The 17,589-nt window shown below is 50.0% G+C and carries 16 protein-coding genes and 1 riboswitch; of the genes, 12 read left to right on the forward strand and 4 right to left on the reverse strand.

All coding sequences use genetic code 11. The features are described 5' to 3' along the window. Positions 1–6 precede the first annotated feature (6 nt). From waaF to JQX58_RS09015, 3 genes are read right to left on the reverse strand one after another with little or no spacing between them, the layout of a single operon-like run. Complete coding sequence (gene waaF, locus JQX58_RS09005; RefSeq protein WP_204146504.1) at positions 7–1,029, reverse strand: lipopolysaccharide heptosyltransferase II; 1,023 nt, start codon at positions 1,027–1,029, stop codon at positions 7–9. Then, the gene (rfaD, locus tag JQX58_RS09010; protein ID WP_204146505.1) at positions 1,022–1,969 is read right to left on the reverse strand and encodes an ADP-glyceromanno-heptose 6-epimerase; all 948 of its coding nucleotides are present in this window, start codon (positions 1,967–1,969) and stop codon (positions 1,022–1,024) included. The genes waaF and rfaD overlap by 8 nt, the downstream gene beginning before the upstream one ends. Positions 1,970–1,988: 19 nt before the next feature. Then, positions 1,989–3,125 (reverse strand): AGE family epimerase/isomerase, encoded by a 1,137-nt coding sequence (locus JQX58_RS09015; protein ID WP_204146506.1) that lies wholly within the window; start codon positions 3,123–3,125, stop codon positions 1,989–1,991. A gap of 80 nt (positions 3,126–3,205) precedes the next feature. Between JQX58_RS09015 and hldE the strand changes: the two genes are divergently transcribed. From hldE to JQX58_RS09045, 6 genes are all read left to right on the forward strand, one after another. Beyond that, complete coding sequence (gene hldE, locus JQX58_RS09020) at positions 3,206–4,633, forward strand: bifunctional D-glycero-beta-D-manno-heptose-7-phosphate kinase/D-glycero-beta-D-manno-heptose 1-phosphate adenylyltransferase HldE (protein ID WP_204146507.1); 1,428 nt, start codon at positions 3,206–3,208, stop codon at positions 4,631–4,633. Then, the gene (gene msbA, locus JQX58_RS09025) at positions 4,633–6,399 is read left to right on the forward strand and encodes a lipid A export permease/ATP-binding protein MsbA (RefSeq protein ID WP_204146508.1); all 1,767 of its coding nucleotides are present in this window, start codon (positions 4,633–4,635) and stop codon (positions 6,397–6,399) included. Before hldE ends, msbA begins: the two co-directional genes overlap by 1 nt. 5 nt (positions 6,400–6,404) lie before the next feature. Continuing rightward, positions 6,405–7,634, forward strand: a complete 1,230-nt coding sequence (locus JQX58_RS09030; protein ID WP_204146509.1) for a 3-deoxy-D-manno-octulosonic acid transferase — start codon at positions 6,405–6,407, stop codon at positions 7,632–7,634. 92 nt (positions 7,635–7,726) lie between these two features. Continuing rightward, a riboswitch (TPP riboswitch) is annotated at positions 7,727–7,830 on the forward strand. A 45-nt stretch (positions 7,831–7,875) separates the two neighbouring features. Then, complete coding sequence (gene thiB, locus JQX58_RS09035) at positions 7,876–8,865, forward strand: thiamine ABC transporter substrate binding subunit (RefSeq protein ID WP_204146510.1); 990 nt, start codon at positions 7,876–7,878, stop codon at positions 8,863–8,865. Positions 8,866–8,867: 2 nt separating this feature from the next. Continuing rightward, positions 8,868–10,451: a thiamine/thiamine pyrophosphate ABC transporter permease gene (thiP, locus tag JQX58_RS09040; protein WP_338040717.1), complete on the forward strand. Its 1,584-nt coding sequence runs from the start codon at positions 8,868–8,870 to the stop codon at positions 10,449–10,451. Next, complete coding sequence (locus JQX58_RS09045; protein WP_204146511.1) at positions 10,438–11,148, forward strand: ATP-binding cassette domain-containing protein; 711 nt, start codon at positions 10,438–10,440, stop codon at positions 11,146–11,148. The genes thiP and JQX58_RS09045 overlap by 14 nt, the downstream gene beginning before the upstream one ends. Before the next feature lie 16 nt (positions 11,149–11,164). On the opposite strand, the gene JQX58_RS09050 is transcribed toward JQX58_RS09045, so the two are convergent. Next, positions 11,165–12,070 carry a DMT family transporter gene (locus tag JQX58_RS09050; protein ID WP_204146512.1) on the reverse strand — a complete coding sequence of 302 codons (906 nt, stop codon included), beginning with the start codon at positions 12,068–12,070 and terminating at the stop codon, positions 11,165–11,167. A 246-nt stretch (positions 12,071–12,316) separates the two neighbouring features. On the opposite strand from JQX58_RS09050, the gene rpsF reads away from it, so the two are divergent. The 6 genes from rpsF (at position 12,317) to JQX58_RS09080 (ending at position 17,521) form a co-directional block, all read left to right on the forward strand. After that, positions 12,317–12,727: a 30S ribosomal protein S6 gene (gene rpsF, locus JQX58_RS09055; RefSeq protein WP_204146513.1), complete on the forward strand. Its 411-nt coding sequence runs from the start codon at positions 12,317–12,319 to the stop codon at positions 12,725–12,727. 22 nt (positions 12,728–12,749) lie between these two features. Further along, positions 12,750–12,980: a 30S ribosomal protein S18 gene (gene rpsR / locus JQX58_RS09060; RefSeq protein WP_055461955.1), complete on the forward strand. Its 231-nt coding sequence runs from the start codon at positions 12,750–12,752 to the stop codon at positions 12,978–12,980. A 22-nt stretch (positions 12,981–13,002) separates the two neighbouring features. Continuing rightward, positions 13,003–13,860, forward strand: coding sequence for a hypothetical protein (locus tag JQX58_RS09065; RefSeq protein ID WP_204146514.1), 858 nt, complete (start codon positions 13,003–13,005; stop codon positions 13,858–13,860). 30 nt (positions 13,861–13,890) lie between these two features. Beyond that, the gene (rplI, locus tag JQX58_RS09070; RefSeq protein WP_204146515.1) at positions 13,891–14,337 is read left to right on the forward strand and encodes a 50S ribosomal protein L9; all 447 of its coding nucleotides are present in this window, start codon (positions 13,891–13,893) and stop codon (positions 14,335–14,337) included. A gap of 158 nt (positions 14,338–14,495) precedes the next feature. Further along, the gene (gene dnaB, locus JQX58_RS09075; RefSeq protein WP_204146516.1) at positions 14,496–15,872 is read left to right on the forward strand and encodes a replicative DNA helicase; all 1,377 of its coding nucleotides are present in this window, start codon (positions 14,496–14,498) and stop codon (positions 15,870–15,872) included. Positions 15,873–15,958: 86 nt separating this feature from the next. Beyond that, complete coding sequence (locus JQX58_RS09080) at positions 15,959–17,521, forward strand: methyl-accepting chemotaxis protein (protein ID WP_204146517.1); 1,563 nt, start codon at positions 15,959–15,961, stop codon at positions 17,519–17,521. The last annotated feature ends 68 nt before the right edge of the window (positions 17,522–17,589 follow it).

The raw sequence follows: 17,589 nt of genomic DNA on the forward strand, positions 1-17,589 counted from the left end.
AGCGACCTATTGTGACGATTGCGGTGAGGGCAAAATGGTTGCGATAACCTGCTCGGGCTTAATATCGTTTAAGCAATTGGTATGGCCGAGTGGGCAGGTACGTTTAAAACACGGTGAGCAGTCTAAGTGAAGATTATGAATCACTTTGTTATCAGTCAGTGGCGGTGTGAAGCGCTCGCTGGTTGAGCCGTAGATGCCGTGCACCTTGGTGCCGACTGCGGCGGCGACATGCATTAGCCCAGAGTCATTACTCACGGCAACGTCAGCGGCCGCCAGTAAATCGATAGCATCCACCAGTTTGGTAGCGCCACAAAGGTTATGGGCGTGCTCGCCTAAGCCATGGATGATGGCATCGCCATCGGCTTGATCTTTGGGACCACCGAGCACCCAAACTTGGTAGCCTTGAGCAATCAGCTGACGTGCCAGCTCATGAAAGTGGGCAATCGGCCATTGCTTGGCTGGGCCAAATTCTGCGCCCGCCATCATAGCAACGCCAGGACGCTGGGCATCAAGCTTCAGGGTTTGGTATAGCTTAGCTTGATTGTCAGGGTCGACGCTTAGCTCTGGATTAGGGCGTGTTTGCGGTGGATAGGCTAGCTTTTTATCCACACCTAATGAAACAAAACGTTTTACTGTTTGGTTCAGGGTTTGTTTGTCTAGCTTGCGGCGCTCGGTCAGCAGTAGGTAGCGTTGCTCACCGTGAAAGCCAACACGTTTTGGAATTTTGGCAAAGAAGGGCACCAGCGCTGATTTCCAAGAACGCGGCAGTACGATGGCTTCATCGTAGCTTTCTTCGCGCAAAGATTTGCCTAGCGTACGGCGGGTACTAATGCCCCACTCGCCGTGACCTGTTTTAAGCGTTAAGCCACGGCGTACTTCTGGCATGCGTGCCAAGATTGGGCTAGACCAAGCTGGGCCAATCACGTCGATGATGGCGTCAGGGTCTTGTAACTTGATGGCTTTAAACAAACTCTGTGCCATCACCATGTCACCGACCCAAGACGGGCCTACAATCAAATATTTAGCCACGCTGATCTAACCATACCATGTAGTCTTTTACACCTTGAGCAAGACCGCGGAAGCTGCCTTGGTAGCCCGCACGGCGTAGTTCAGAAATGTCCGCTTGAGTGAAGCTTTGGTAGGCGCCTTTAAGGTGTTCAGGGAAAGGAATAAACTCGATTTCACCTTTGCCGTAATGATCGATCACCGTCTCGGCAATGGTCTTAAAGGGTTCTGCATGACCCGTGCCCAAGTTGTAAATGCCTGAGGTTTCAGGGTGATCAAGGAACCATAGCTTGGTGTTGACTAGGTCTTCAACGTAAATGAAGTCACGGCTTTGGCCGCCGGCTTCGTAGCCATCGTAAGCACCAAACAATTTCGGATTTTCGCCGGCTAGTACTTGGTTGCGTAGGTGGAACGCTACACTGGCCATGCTGCCTTTATGCTGTTCACGAGGACCGTACACATTGAAGTAGCGAAAGCCGACAATTTGCGAGGTAGCATTAGGTAAAATTGCACGTACGTATTGATCAAATTGGAACTTAGAGTAGGCGTACATGTTGAGCGGCTGTTCATGTTGGCGCGCTTCTTGGAACACAGGGCCAGGGCCGTAGACAGAAGCAGACGACGCGTAAGAGAAGGGCACTTTATGGTCTAAACACCACTTCAACACCGCTTTGGAATATTGGTAGTTTACGTCCATTACGTATTTACCATTCCACTCCGTGGTCGCTGAACAAGCGCCTTCGTGGAACACCGCTTTGGCTTGGATATCTAGCGCATCGCGTTTGATCGCGTCTAAAAAGTCGTACATATCCATGTAGTCAGCGATGTCTAAGTCGGACAGGTTTAGACACTTCTTACCGTCGGTTAAGTCATCAACCAGTAAGATGTCGCGAATGCCGCGATCGTTTAGCGCTTTAATAATGTTACTGCCAATGAAGCCGGCACCGCCTGTTACAATGTACATAAGTCTAATCCTGTTAACTCTAAGAATGGGTCCATTTTAGCACTTCTGCCACGCCGAGGAAGATGTGATACCCGGTTGTGCCTGGCAATGGATAGTCTTTACTGTGATTTTGCGCATCTAAGTACTCAATCCAGCGACCGTTATCAATAAAGTAGTGCTGTTCGATAAAGTTCAGTGCGTCTTCGAGACGTTGCTGGCGCTCAGTTTCAGTAAGCGTGATCACACAACAAGCTTTTAGGTATTCGGTAATAGGCCAGATGCGTTTTTCAGCATCGATCGTGGCGCCTGTGTTGCCATCAAAACTGTTGATAATGCCGCCATTAGCGGCATGACCGTATTGATTAGCACTGTGCCATAAGCGTTTGGCCAGCGCTAAGTCTTGTGCGCGCCCCGTGAGAGAATAGGTTTGATAGAGTAACCAAACCCACTCAAAGTGATGCCCAGGCTCTACCAAATGGCCTGTTTCGGGGTCTAGGCTCAGGTCACCTTGGAAAAACTCTCGCAACGTATCGCTGTCAGCATCGACAAAATGCTCGTGGGCTAGCTCGCACAGTTCGATAATAGTCTCTAAATACACTGGCGCTTGGCTGACTTGGTAAGCGGCTACGTAGCCTTCAAGTAAGTGCATATGCGGGTTTTGACGGCGGGTTTGTTGCGGATCCAGCGGGTACTCTTCGTAAAAGCCGCCTGCGGGGTGGCGCATATTTTGGCACAAGAACTCGTGGGTCTGCTGCATATAAGTCAGAGCGTGCTTGTTACCAGTAAGCTTGTAGTAGTGACTAAAGGCTAACAAAATAAATGCCAGAGCGTAGGCGTCGCTTTTGCGATCCAGTGGCGTTAGCTCTTCGTTTAGCGAGAAAATCCAGCGCTCGTCGACCCAGTAGTGCTGTAAAATAAAATGAAACAGTGATTCAATCTGCGAATCGTAGCCTGAAATATAGCCAAGCTGTGTCGCATGGCTTAGGGTGTACAACTGACGGCATTGCGTCAGCAGACGAATGCGTCCAACAGGGTTGTTGTGCCACTCCAGCGTTAAGCTTTCGAGGCTGTATCCTTGGTTGGTAAGACCGTGAGCAACCCAGTTAGGAATAAGGCCTTGGAATACGTGTGCCGCACAAGTTTCTATGCGTTTGTGCAAGGTTTTAGGTATTTCCATGTTGATCAATTTCGCGCGAGTCCAATTTGAAAGATGGTTATGATAAGATGCTCGCCCTCAAAAATCGATGAAAAAGCACTATGACATCTTCTCATTTGAACTTTCAGAACAAACATATCCTAGTCGTCGGCGATGTAATGCTCGATCGTTACTGGCATGGCGGCACCTCACGCATCTCTCCAGAAGCGCCAGTCCAGGTGGTCAAAGTCTCCGGCGTAGAGGATCGCCCTGGCGGTGCTGCTAACGTTGCGCTAGGGCTTGCTAAGTTAGGTGTGAAAGTCTCGCTGGTCGGTGTTGTAGGGCAAGATGAGAATGCTACGGCGCTGGAGCAGGCGTTGGCGCAAGAGGGCGTTGAGTGTCACTTCGTGACCGCTGAGCACTTGCCAACGATCACTAAGCTTCGTGTGATCAGCCGCCATCAGCAATTGATTCGTTTGGACTTTGAAGAGCGTGAGGACTCTCTTAGCCAAAACCAAGCCGTGGCTGAGCAAGTTGAAACGCTACTACCGCACACCGATGCCGTGATCTTCTCGGACTACGCCAAAGGTTGTCTAGCGGATGTCAGCACCCTAATCGAGCTTGCTAATCAAGCCAAGGTGCCAAGTTTTGTTGATCCAAAAGGGGATGACTTTTCGATTTACCAAGGCGCGACCTTGGTAAAACCTAATTTGGTGGAATTCGAAGCGATTGTGGGTAAGTGTGCCGACCTTAAAGCGATCGAAGCTAAAGGGCGTGAACTACGCGAGCGTTACGGCTGGCAGGCGCTTTTGGTGACCCGTGGCGAAGACGGTTTGGTGTTACTCGAAGAAGGCAAAAACTCGTTCTCTCTTGCGACCGCTGCCAAAGAAGTATTTGATGTCACAGGTGCTGGCGATACGGTTGTCGCTGTACTGACGGCGGTGTTTACCACCAGCAAGCGCTTCAGCGATGCGGTGGATTATGCGAACCAAGCGGCCGGTTATGTGGTCGGCAAATTAGGGACGGCCTCAATCGATGCGCAAACCTTAGAAGCGATTATGTTTGCGCGCTCGCATTCCACCAATTTTGGTGTGTTATCTCCAGAAGCCTTGCAAGAACAAATCAAATTGGCGCAGCTAAACGGTGAAAAAATCGTCTTCACTAATGGCTGCTTCGATATTTTACACCCAGGCCATGTGGCCTACATGAAACAAGCCAAAGCGTTAGGCGATCGCCTAGTCGTTGCGGTCAATACGGATGCCTCAGTAAAACGTCTTAAGGGCGAAAAACGCCCGGTCAACGATCTCACTCACCGCATGGCAGTCTTGGAAGGTGTCGGCGCAATTGATTGGGTGACTTGGTTTGATGAAGACACCCCACTTGAAATCATTCAAACGCTAACCCCTGATGTACTAGTCAAAGGTGGCGATTATACCATTGAGTCCATCGTTGGTGCCGAACATGTGTTAGAACATGGCGGAGAAGTGAAAGTATTATCTTTTGTGGACGGGTACTCTACAACGTCGATTATTGAAAAGGCGAATAGTTAATGACGACCCCAGAACAACATGACGCTAAGCCAGCTTCCGGTATCAAGATCTATTTCCGTTTGCTGGGTTACGTTAAGTCCTCGTGGTGGCTGTTTGTTATCAGTGTGTTTGGTTTCATCCTTTACTCAGCGATGGAGCCAGCTCTAGCGGCGCTGTTGAAGCACATCGTAGATGTGGTCTCGACAGGTGCGGTGGAAGAAAACCGCCTGCTAATCCCTCTCGGTATCTTAGGTATTTTCGTTTGTCGTGGCTTAGGCACGTTTTTAGGCAGCTACTTTATGGCGAAGATTGCCAATAAAGTGGTCTATGACTTGCGTACTTCTATGTTCGATAAGTTGGTATTGCTGCCGTCGAGTTACTACAGCGAAATGCCCTCTGGCCGTATTTTATCCAAGTTAACTTACGATACTGAGCAGGTCGTAGGCTCGGTGACGTCGGCAATCAAAACCTTACTGCGTGAAGGTTTCACTGTGATCGGCTTGTTGGGCTACATGATGTACACCAACTGGCGCCTATCGCTGATGTTTTTGTTGATTATTCCACTGATCGGTTTGGTTGTGTCCTACGCCTCAAAGCGTTTTCGCAAGCTTAGTAAGCGCATTCAAAACGCCATGGGTGGCGTCTCGGATGTGGCATCCGAATCGATCAAAGGCCAAGAAGTGGTGAAGATCTTTGGTGGCTTTGAGTACGAGCGCGATCGCTTTCGTCGTGTGGCGAATGATAACCGCCGCTCACAATTAAAGATGGAGCTGACCAAAGCGCTTAACATTCCTGTGGTGCAGTTTCTGGTCGCGATTTCTTTAGCGCTACTGATCTGGTTAGCATTAAACCCAGATATCAGCTCGCACATGTCGGCGGGTGACTTTGTCGCCTTTATCGGCGCTGCAGGTATGTTGAGTAAGCCTGCCCGTCAGTTGACCGATGTGAACAGTATTTTGCAAAAAGGCATCGCCGCCGCACAAAGTATCTTTGCCTTCATTGATATGACCGAAGAGCCTGATCAGGGTAAGCAAGATTTACCCCAAGCTAAGGGTGAGATCACTTGGAAAAACCTAAGCTTCCAATACCCAAGTGCGGAAAAGAATGCGCTGAAAAACATTAACTTAACCGTGCCAGCGGGTAAAACATTGGCGCTGGTTGGGCGCTCAGGTGGCGGTAAGTCAACCTTGGCCAATTTAGTGCCGCGACTCTACGATGTCACCGAAGGTGAATTGTTGATTGATGGGCTTGATACCCGTGAATACTCGCTTAAGAGCTTGCGTAGCCAAGTGGCACTGGTTAACCAAAACGTGGTGCTGTTTAACGGCTCGATTCGCGACAACATTGCTTATGGATATCTGCGTGATGCTTCTGAAGAAGAGGTGATCAACGCTGCCAAAGCCGCCAATGCGTGGGAATTCATCGAAAACCTAGATCACGGCTTGGATACCATGGTGGGTGAAAACGGTGTCTTGTTATCTGGTGGTCAGCGTCAACGAATCGCCATTGCGCGTGCGATTTTGAAAAATGCGCCGATCTTGATTTTGGATGAGGCCACATCAGCATTGGACACAGAATCCGAGCGTGCCATTCAACAAGCCCTTGATGGCTTGATGGCCAATCGCACCACGATCGCCATTGCGCACCGTTTATCGACCATTGAAAACGCCGATATTATTGCCGTGGTTAACCACGGTGAAATCATCGAGGTCGGCTCGCATCAAGAGCTGCTGGCGCAAGATGGCGCCTACGCTAAGCTGCACCAAAAACAGTTTAGCGACGAGTAACGCATATGTGGCTGTATCGTCTGTTGTTGACGCTGGCAGCGCCGTTTATCGCACGGCGCATCTGGCGCTTCCATAAGCGTTATGACAATTACCGTGTGCGAGAAGCATTAGGTGATTGGCGGCCTGTTACGGCGGACTTGTGGCTGCATTGTGCCTCCGTCGGTGAAGTGCTGGCGGCCAAAGCGCTGATAGAGCAGTGGCTAAAGGCTCACCCAGAAGGGCGATTGCTCGTGACCACTGTGACGCCGACTGGGGAGGCGCAGTTGCAAAAAAGCTTTGCTGGGCGCGTCGAGCATCGTTACCTGCCGTTGGATCATAATACCTGCGTCAAACGAGCGTTGCGCTCGTTGAACTGCCCGCAGCTTGCCATTATCGAAACCGAGTTATGGCCCAATCTACTACAGCAAGCCAAAGCTCAAGGCATGATCATTCAAGTGATCAATGCGCGCCTAAGTCAGCGCTCGGCTGATCGCTATGGCAAATTCTCACTTGTTTCCAAGCCGCTGATGGCGCTGCCAGATCGCTTTTTAGCGCATGCTGAGGCGGATGCAGAGCGCTTTAAAGCACTGGGCGCCAAAGACGTGCCAGTAGTGGGAAATATTAAGTTTGATGTCAGTGCTCCAGACGATCCTGAGGTGCTTAAGTGGCAAGCGCATCTGGCGCCACAAAAGGAGTTTGTGTGGATCGCGGCCAGTACCCATGAAGGGGAAGATGAGCAGTTTCTCGAGGCACATAAAACGCTACAACAACAGGTCCCAGAGGCCAAGTTGATCTTAGTCCCGCGTCATCCTGAGCGCTTCGATAGCGTGTATGAGCGTTGTCAGCAAGCTGGTTTTAGCACGGCTCGACGCTCGGAAAACGCTTTTGAGCAGTGGTCGCAAGCGGATGTCTTGTTAGGTGACAGTATGGGCGAGATGATGCGTTATTTTGCCATGGCTGATGTCGCATTCGTCGCGGGTAGCATGATTGAACGTGGCGGGCACAATCCAATCGAGCCTGCGGTGCTCGCTAAGCCTATTATCGTCGGCGAGCATACCTTTAACTTTGCTGACATCACCGAATCTTTGGTGCGAGATCAGGGAGCGTGTCGTGTGCATTCTGTGGAGGAGTTGGTGCAGCAACTGCTGATGTTAGTGAATGCCGATCAGCGCCTGCAAATGGGGCAAAGGGCATTACATAACGCACAAGCCAATCAAGGCGCTCTCGCGCGCGTGCTGCGTTATTTAGAGGTCTAGTGTCAGCTAAAGTGAGCGTCAATGCGCTGGCTTAGCTGTGTAATATTTAGACTTCTGGCACGGCTCTGCTAGAATGTGCAAACTTTGAATATACCTATCTCATGGGGTGTGGCATCGCCACTGAGAAGCCTTAAAGGCTAACCCATTGAACCTGAACCAGATCATGCTGGCGTAGGAATTGAGATAAGCAAGCCTGAGCGCTTGCCAGTCCAGTTATACGCCGCTCATTTACGGAGCGACTATGTCTATCAAATCTCTTCTCGGCACGGCGGCTTTGGCATTCGCCAGTGTGTCTTCGGCGCAAACTCTAAACGTTTATACCTATGATTCGTTTGCTTCAGAGTGGGGGCCAGGTCCTAAGGTTAAGCAAGCGTTTGAGGCGCAATGTGATTGTGAGTTGAACTTTGTCACGCTGGATTCTTCGGTGGGGATTTTGTCACGCGTACAGCTTGAGGGCAGTGAGTCGCAGGCCGATGTGTTATTGGGCCTAGATTTAAATGTTATGCAAGCGGCGAAGCAGACTGGGCTGCTGGCCAAGCACGGTGTGGATACGTCAAACGTGACCACACCCGGTGGTTGGTCAGACGAGTATTTTGTGCCATTTGATCAAGGTTACTTTTCCTTTATTTATAACAGCGAAGCGATCACAACCCCACCTAAATCACTTAAAGACGTGGTAGAGAATCAAGATCTACGCGTGATTTATCAAGACCCACGCACCAGTACGCCAGGACTTGGTTTATTGTTGTGGATGAAGGCTGTCTACGGTGAGCAGGCGGATGACGCTTGGCAGACCCTTGCGCAGCATACTGTGACGGTGACCAAAGGCTGGTCAGATAGCTATAGCTTGTTCTTAAAAGGCGAAGCGGATGTGGTGCTAAGTTACACCACATCTGAGGCGTACCATGTGGTCGCTGAAGGCGAGCATAAATATAAAGCCGTTTCTGCTAGTGAAGGTTACTACCCACAAATCGAAGTGGCAGCGATGTTAAAAGAGTCTGCTAACTCTGAGCTTGCTGAGCAATTTATGGCGTTTATTTTGCAACCTGAGTTTCAAAACACCATTGCGACCAATAACTGGATGTATCCTGTTATCGAAGACGTGGAGCCTTTACCTGACGCTTTTACAGCGCTACCAAGTGATGACCAAGTCTTGACCTTGCCTGCTGAGCAGGTGGCAAAACAGCGCCAGCGTTGGATCAACGAATGGCTTGACGCGACGACGCGCTAATTGTGTTGTTAACTGCTTCGTATCTGCGCCCAGCTTGGCTGGGCGTTGTTGTTTATTTAGGTATCGCCGGTGCCGCTTTGCTGGCGCTGCTAAGCTATGCCGCGCCGTCTAGCTGGTTTGAGTATCTGCAAGACCCTTATATCTGGCGCTTAATTCGTTTCTCCTTATGGCAGGCAAGCTTGAGTGCCTTGCTCAGTCTGTTGCTGGCTGTGCCGGTTGCATCGTGTTTATTCCATCGACGCTTTAAGGGGCGCCAGCTACTGCTTAACCTGTTTGCGGTGTCCATGGTGGTGCCATCAATTGTGGCGGTGCTTGGCATTATTGTGGTCTATGGTCGCAATGGTTGGTTTACGCAACTGTTTGGGGTGCCGTTTCCGTTATATGGTTTGGGTGGCATTTTGTTGGCGCATGTGTTTTTCAATATGCCGCTGGCGGTGCGGGTCTTGTTGCAGACTTACAGTTTGATCCCTGATGCCCAATGGCGCCTTGCGAGCCAACTTGGCTTTACGCGCTGGCATGCGTTTACCTTGATTGAATGGCATTACCTTAAAAAAGCTCTGCCGGGGCTGTTTTTATTGATTTTTATGCTCTGTTTCTCAAGCTTTGCAGTGGTGCTAAGCCTAGGGGGCGGGCCGCGTTCAAGTACGCTGGAAGTGGCGATTTATCAAGCGCTGCGTTTTGAATTTGATCTTAATAAAGCCAGTTACTTGGCGCTGTTACAAGTCACTATATGTAGCCTTGTTGCGTTGCTGGTGTATCGTTTGGCGCCCAAAGTGGTACAAGATGTTAGTGTCTTTCGAGGGGCTAGTGCACCGTTGCGCAGTGGGCGGCTGAGTACAACTGTAGATGGCGCTATGTTGTTGCTGGTGGCGCTCTGGGTACTACCACCGTTTGTTGCAATTGTATTGCCTGTCCTGAGCACTGTTTTTTGGCAAACCTTGCAGGCGCCAGCGCTGTGGCATTCGGTGTGGAATTCTGTACGCATTGCTTTACCTTCGGGTCTGTTGGCGTTATTGATCGCGTTAAGTTTAGCGGCCTTGGCACGTACGTTACGCTGGCGTGAAAGAGGAGATTTTTGGGCCGATAAGTTTGAGCAGTCGGGCAATCTAGTATTGATGATTCCTGGGCTGGTGTTGGCGACGGGCTTGTTTATTGTGTTTCGCTTCTTGGGAATTGGTATTTCCAATGCCTATTGGATTGTGGTTTGGGTCAACGGTGTGATGGCGCTGCCGTTTGTGTTGCGCTCGCTATTGCCGAGCGTTTATCAGCAAGAAAAACGCTTTCGCTTGCTGTATCAGCAATATGGTATTAAAGGCTGGGCGCGCTTTCGTCTAGAGTGGCCTGTGTTACGTTCGGCCATGGCGCAAGGGTTGGCTTATGCCGTGCTGATCAGTCTTGGTGATCTGGGAGTGGTGGCCTTGTTTGGCTCAAAAGGTCTGGAGACATTGCCGCTGTACTTATATCAATTGATTGGCTCGTATCGTGTCGATCAAGGCGCGTGCGCGGCGGTGGTGTTAATTAGCCTGTGTGTCGTGTTGTTTTACGTGATCAATCGAGTGATAGGAGGCCGTCGTGCTGAGCTTTGATTTTAGTTATGAATGGCAGGATTTCTCTGCGCATTATGCAGCACAATTGCAGCCTGGCATAACCTGTATATTAGGTCCGAGTGGCGGCGGGAAAAGCACCTTGTTGGCCCTGCTTGGCGGCTATCTGGAGAGCAAAGGGGATGTGCATTTTAACGGCCAATCTATCTCGTCACTGGCGCCGTTCGCGCGCCCGATTACCACGCTATTTCAAAGTGATAATTTGTTTCCGCAGCTGACGGTAGCCGACAATGTGGCGCTTGGGTTGGCGCCATCGCGCTCGCTTAATAAAACCCAGCAGGCAAGGTTGCAATGGGCACTAGAGCAGGTGCAGCTGGCAGATTATGAGCTGAAGTATCCTGAGCAACTATCTGGCGGCCAAGCTCAGCGCGTCGCTATCGCCCGCGTACTGGTGCGTGATCAGCCCATCTTGTTGCTAGATGAGCCGTTTAGTGCTCTGGACCCCAAGTTACGTGAAGACATGCTGCGCTTAATTAAACAACTTACCGAAGAGCATCATTGGACCACCTTGATGGTGACTCATGCTCCGGGGGATGCGTTATTGCTAGGTGGCCAGGTGATGCTGGTCGAAGCGGGGCAAATCACAGCCTATGAAGAGGCTGCTGCGTTAGAAGCTGGACACGACAAACGCGAGGCGTTTCTAGGGTATTTGGGAACCCTCAGTCGCACCCCGCTTTAGGCTGATTGTTGCTTACTTAACCACCTGTGGCGGTGCGTTGGCGCTGTACTCGCTGATGCAGCACCGTGGCAATGCCAATTCCAGAAAAGATCAGCAAAATGCCGATGCCATGGAAGCCTTCGATTTGCTCGCCTAAAAATAGCACTGACAAGAAAATGCTAAACACGGGCATTAAATGAACAAAATGCCCAGCAGTCGCCGCGCCAAGTTTTTGTACGCCGAGGTTCCAGCACAAGAAAGCGCCTATCGAGGCGAAAATCCCCATGTAAACAATCGCGCCCCAGTTAGCCACACTTAGCGCGCTTAAGTCGCTGCTGGCAAACAGCAAGAAAAGCGGCAATTGCAACGTTGTGCCGATCACGGCAGTGGTCGCAAAAAAGCTGAGCAGGTGCAGGCCAGGGCGTTTGGTGAGGAGTACTGAGTAGATCGCCCAGCTCACCGCGGCGGTAACGATCCAAAGGTCTCCCGGGGTAAAGGTTAAGTGTAAAAAAGTCTCGAAACTGCCTCGGCTTATAATGACAACCGCGCCCACGGTGGACAGCAAAATGCCGCTATTTTGCAGAGTGGACGTGCGAGTGCCGAGCAGCAAACGTGCGGTGATTAAGATCATTACTGGCATAATCGAATTGAGCAGCACCGCATTGGTGACCGTGGTGGAGGTTAAGCCAATGTATAGGAAGAGGTTGTAGTTACAGATACCTAGAAAGGCGAACAGTACCAGCATCGGCCAGTGTTGTTTCACTAAGGGCCAGTCTTGGCGAATTTTGGGCCAAGCAAATGGCAAAATCAGTAGGCACGCAATGCTCCAGCGGAAAAATGAAATGGTGAAAGGATCAATGCCACCGGATACGGTAACACGACCTAACACGTAATTACCTGACCAAAACAAGATGGGCAGGAGCAGATAAGCAAAAGCGGGCATGTGCATCCTTTCTGATTAAGTGGCTGGGGCGCACAACATAGCCATATTAGGCGCGCCTGTCGACCATCTGAGGGATAACGACTGTGGCTGTGGTTCGATGAGTGATAATAAGGTCATTTTTTATGCGCTTGGGCTTTTTAATTTTAGGTGGGCAGTATATAATTCGCGTCCCCGTAAATCATACTCCTTGTCTCACAGCTTTTTAACGGGGAAAGCGTGGAGACTAAGAACCCATAAGGAGCAATCATGCGTCATTATGAAATCGTGTTTCTGGTACACCCAGATCAAAGCGAACAAGTTCCAGCGATGATCGAGCGTTACACTAACTTGATCACTGAAGACGGCGGTCAAGTTCACCGTCTAGAAGACTGGGGTCGTCGTCAACTAGCTTACCCAATCAACAAAATCCACAAAGCGCACTACGTTCTTATGAACATTGAAGCGTCTGAAGGTGTGATGGCTGAGCTAAACGACACTTTCCGTTACAACGATGCGATCATCCGTAACCTAGTTATCCGTCGTAAAGAAGCGGTAACTGAAGTGTCTCCAATCAAAGCTGCTGAAAGCCGTGAAGAGCGTCGTTCTGCTCCACAGCGCGAAGAGCAAAAACCAACAGAAGCTGCTGCTGACAAAGCTGCAGACGACTCTGCTGAATAATTGATTAATTAGGAGATACATTATGGCTCGTTTTTTCCGTCGTCGTAAGTTCTGCCGTTTCAGCGCAGAAGGCGTTAAAGAGATCGACTACAAAGATCTAGACACTCTAAAAGGTTACATCACTGAAACTGGTAAAATCGTACCAAGCCGTATTACTGGCACACGTGCGCGTTACCAGCGTCAGCTAGCGACTGCTATCAAACGCGCTCGCTACATTGCTTTGCTTCCTTACACTGACGGTCACTTCAATTAATAAGTGATAGAAGAAGTACTCCATGAGCGGATTAGCTAACTGGGTCATGAAAAAACGAAGCAATGCTATCATCGCGGTAGCATTGTGTAGCATCATCCCAGTGATGTTTTGGCTAGGCGCAGCAGTCTTAGGGCTGGTAGTGCTTCGAAAAGGTGTAAAAGACGGAATACCGGTATTTGCTTGGGGTGGTCTACCAGCACTTGTGTTGTGGGCGATTCAAGGTGATGCAACAGCGCTGATTGTGCTGATCGATACGTTTATCTTGGCCTATGTGTTAAGAGAAAAAATATCTTGGGCTTGGGTGATGCTTGGAGCAAGTGTTCTTGCTGTCATGTCGTCCTTGATCCAGCCGCTCATTATGGCGAACTTGCTTGATATGGTTGCAGAACTGATCCAGCAGGTTTTACAAAATGAAGGCGAGACAGACATTCCTGCCAAGGAAGTGATTGTCGAGCAAGCGGTGATCGCACTGTCTGTGGTGCAGGCGTATGTTGCTGTAGGTGCGTTATTTTTAGCGCGCAAATGGCAAGCCAGCCTCTACAATCCAGGCGGGTTAAAGCAGGAGTTTCATCAATTTAGACTCCCTTTAGTGTTCGCTTTGATTCTAGCGGCCATGGTGTTGGTAGGCGAAAGCCTTGGTGGTGCCTTTGAGGTGTTATCAAGAGCGGCGGTACCAGCATTGGTGATACCTGGCCTAGCGCTTGTGCACGGTGTTCTGGCATTGAAAAAAATTGGGATGGTCGGTCTGGTCCTATTTTATGGGGTTGGCTTCCTACTGTTGAGTGCGTACTTTGCGAATATTCTGATCTTCCTAGCGGTGGTCGATAGCATTGTAAACATTCGCGGCAGGCTGCAAACCAAGCCAACCGACATCAATTAAGCTAGTTAATTTATTTTAGAGGTGATCGAGATGGATGTGATTCTACTCGACAAAGTAGGCAAACTAGGCGGTATCGGTGACGTTGTTGCTGTTAAACCAGGTTTTGCTCGTAACTTTTTGATTCCAAACAAAAAAGCTGTGATGGCTACTAAAGCTAACCTAGCTTCTTTTGATGAGCGTCGCGCTGAACTTGAAGCACAAGCAGCTGAGCGTAAATCTGCTGCTGAAGCTCGTGCTGAAGCTCTGAATGGCCAAACTTTCACTATCACTGCTAACGCTGGTGACGAAGGTAAACTATTCGGTTCTATCGGTACTCGTGATATCGCTGATGCGATCAACGCTGCTGGCGTTGAAGTATCTAAGTCAGAAGTTCGTCTTCCTGAAGGTGCTCTACGTAACGTAGGCTCTTACGAAGTTGACGTACAAGTTCACTCTGACGTGACAGCTACAGTTTCTTTGGTTGTTGTAGCTCAGTAATTTCTTCGAAATTATTGTATAAGAAGGGCACTCTATTTAGGGTGCCCTTTTTTTATGTCTAGTCCTAGCCAGTGGCGTTTTTTACGCTTGGAATCTTGGCTGTAAAACGTAGAATGTACAGCCTATTATTGTTCAACCCGTCTACATGAGAGTGCTCCGTGTCCGTAGAAGATTCAGAAGTTTCCGCTATTAAGTTACCGCCTTATTCGATCGAGGCAGAGCGCTCCGTTATCGGCGGCTTGATGCTTGATACACAAGCGTGGGACAAGGTGTCCGAACACGTGCTTGCGGACGATTTTTACCGCCCAGAGCACCGTGCTATTTTCGCGGTCATCGCGCGCTTGGCAGACGATTCTGAACCGATCGATGTAGTGACCATCAGCGAGCGCCTGGACAAACGCGGTGAGCTTGAAGACATCGGTGGCGTGGCCTATCTAATTGAGATTGCTGAAGCGACTCCAAGTGCCTCGAACATTGCCTCCTATGCGGAAATCGTACGTGAGCGCTCGCTGTTACGTCGACTAATCAGCACCACCAATGATATCTCTAGCCGTGCTTATCACCCAGAAGGGCTGACGGCGGCGGAAGTGCTGGATGAAGCAGAACGTAAGATTTTCCAGATTGCCGAAGGTGGCGAGAAAAAAGGCGGCCCACGCATTGCCGCCGATATCCTGAGTAAAACCGTCGATAAGATCGACGAGCTGTACCATCAGGAAGGCTCGATTACGGGTCTAAGTACCGGTTTTACCGACTTGGATGCGATGACGTCCGGCCTACAGCCCTCTGATTTGATCATTGTTGCCGGTCGTCCATCGATGGGTAAGACTACGTTTGCCATGAACCTAGTGGAAAACGCTGCCATGATCAGCGATTTACCGGTAGTGGTGTTTAGTTTGGAGATGCCTGCAGAGCAGCTGATGATGCGTATGCTGTCATCGCTAGGGCGCATTGACCAAACACGTATGCGTTCAGGGCAGTTGATCCAAGAAGACTGGGACAAATTGATGTCCGCGGTCAAAATGCTCAAAGATCGTAAGTTATTTATCGATGATACCGCCGGTATCAGTCCAACCGAGATGCGTTCGCGCGTGCGCCGAATTGCCCGTGAACACGGTGGTGTTGCCATGGTCATGGTCGACTATTTGCAGTTGATGCAAATCCCAGGATACAGCGAAGGTCGAACCAATGAGATCTCGGAGATCTCGCGCTCGCTTAAAGCCATCGCCAAAGAAATGAACTGCCCGATGATTGCCTTGTCCCAGCTTAACCGTAGTCTGGAACAACGCCCGAACAAACGCCCAGTTAACTCGGACTTGCGTGAATCTGGAGCGATCGAGCAGGACGCCGACGTGATCTCCTTTGTCTATCGTGATGAGGTCTATCACGAAGATACACCGCACAAAGGGGTGGCTGAGATTATCATTGGTAAGCAGCGTAACGGTCCGATTGGTACCTGTCGCCTTGCCTTCATCGGTAAGTTCACGCGCTTTGAGGATTTAGCGCCAGATGCTTATCGAGATTTTGCGGAAGAATAGTGCACTTAAGCAACGGTTTTTGTTGCGTAAAGTGTATGTAAAACTTAAGGTTAAACCTATAAGTAAAAATTTTAACGAGAGAAGTTATGCGTAAGATGTCTGCTACAAACAGGGAGAATGACTTCCCTGCGCACTACACCCTTGTATCCAGTACCGATGTGAAAGGACGAATCACGTTTGTAAACGACGATTTCTGTGCTGTAGCCGGTTACGAGCGTGAAGAACTGATTGGACAGCCACACAACCTGATCCGCCATCCAGATGTCCCACCCGCTGTGTTTGCGGATATGTGGGAGAACTTGAAAGCCGGTCGTAGTTGGATGGGGATCGTTAAAAACCGCTGTAAAAATGGCGATCATTACTGGGTCAGTGCCCATGTGAGTCCATTGGTTGATAATGGCAAAGTGATTGGCTATGAGTCGGTACGTCAACGCGTAACGAACGATCAGAAGCAGCATGCGCAGTCGGTATACGAGCGTGTCAATGCTGGCAAACATCCGGTGCCAGGTCTGCCGCGTTTTAAAGGCTGGATGTGGCGTCAAACATGGCTTAACGCGATCTTCTTTGTGATCTTCGGAATCATGGGATTGTTTTCACCATGGTTGTGGTGGCAGGTATTGTCGCCGATTCTGGCGATAGTCGGTGCGACACTGAACTTGACGCAGCGTCACGCCTTGCGTTCGACCATTGCCAAATTGCCGACCGAAGCCCATAACACCATCGGGCAGTATTTGTATTTCAAAGCCGTGGGTCCCAATGTAGCGCTAAGTTTCTCGCAACTACACAAAAGTGCCTCGGCCTTTACTTTTAGGCACCGTTTGATGGTGGGTTCGAAGCAGCTGCAGTACCGTGCACAGCAAGCTAAAGAGAGCGTTACCTCAAATCTTGGTAACTTTAATAAGCAGCGTGATGGCTTCCGTGCCGTGGTATCGGCCAGCTCGCAGTTGCAATCCAGTGTCAATCAAATTGCTGATCACGTACGTATTGCGGCAGAAGACACGGCCTCGGTAGAAGAGAAAGCGAAACACAGTCGTGATAAAGCGCGTCACACCGGTGAAACCATGCAGAAGGTATACGCTGAAGTAAACTCTGCCAAAGGCGTGGTTGAGGATTTGGCGCGTCAGAGCGATAAGATCAACGGTTTGGTCAATTCGATCAGCGACATCGCAGAGCAGACCAACTTGTTGGCACTAAACGCAGCGATCGAGTCGGCCCGTGCTGGTGAAGCGGGCCGAGGTTTTGCTGTGGTCGCAGACGAAGTACGTGCCTTGGCGATCCGTACGCAAGATGCGACGCAAAGCATTCACGATACGACTGAAGAGTTAAAGCGTAATACCCAAGCTGTTTTAGAGGCGATCGACAAAGGTGCTACGGTTGCTAATGAAGGGGTAGAGGGCGTCTCAGAAGTGGCGGAAAGTATGAACGCCATTGAGCAAGCTATCCACCATATTGTTGAAATGACTGCGCAAATTAATTCTGCCACCGCCGAGCAGGCGCAAGTAGCGACCTCGTTGAGTGATCAAATGAACGATGTGGATCAGTTGAGTATCGAGAGTATTGAACGCGCTGAAAACATTGTGACCAACATTGCCTCGATCGAAGAAGAAGCCTACGAGCAAGGCAACCTTGCTGAGCGTATGAAGCAGTAATAACACGATTGACCTTTTCACGTTAAAAGCCGAGCAAATGCTCGGCTTTTTTGTGGCTAGGCGATGGT

Source organism: Marinomonas ostreistagni, from assembly GCF_016888445.1.
Classification (GTDB): Bacteria; Pseudomonadota; Gammaproteobacteria; order Pseudomonadales; family Marinomonadaceae; genus Marinomonas; species Marinomonas ostreistagni.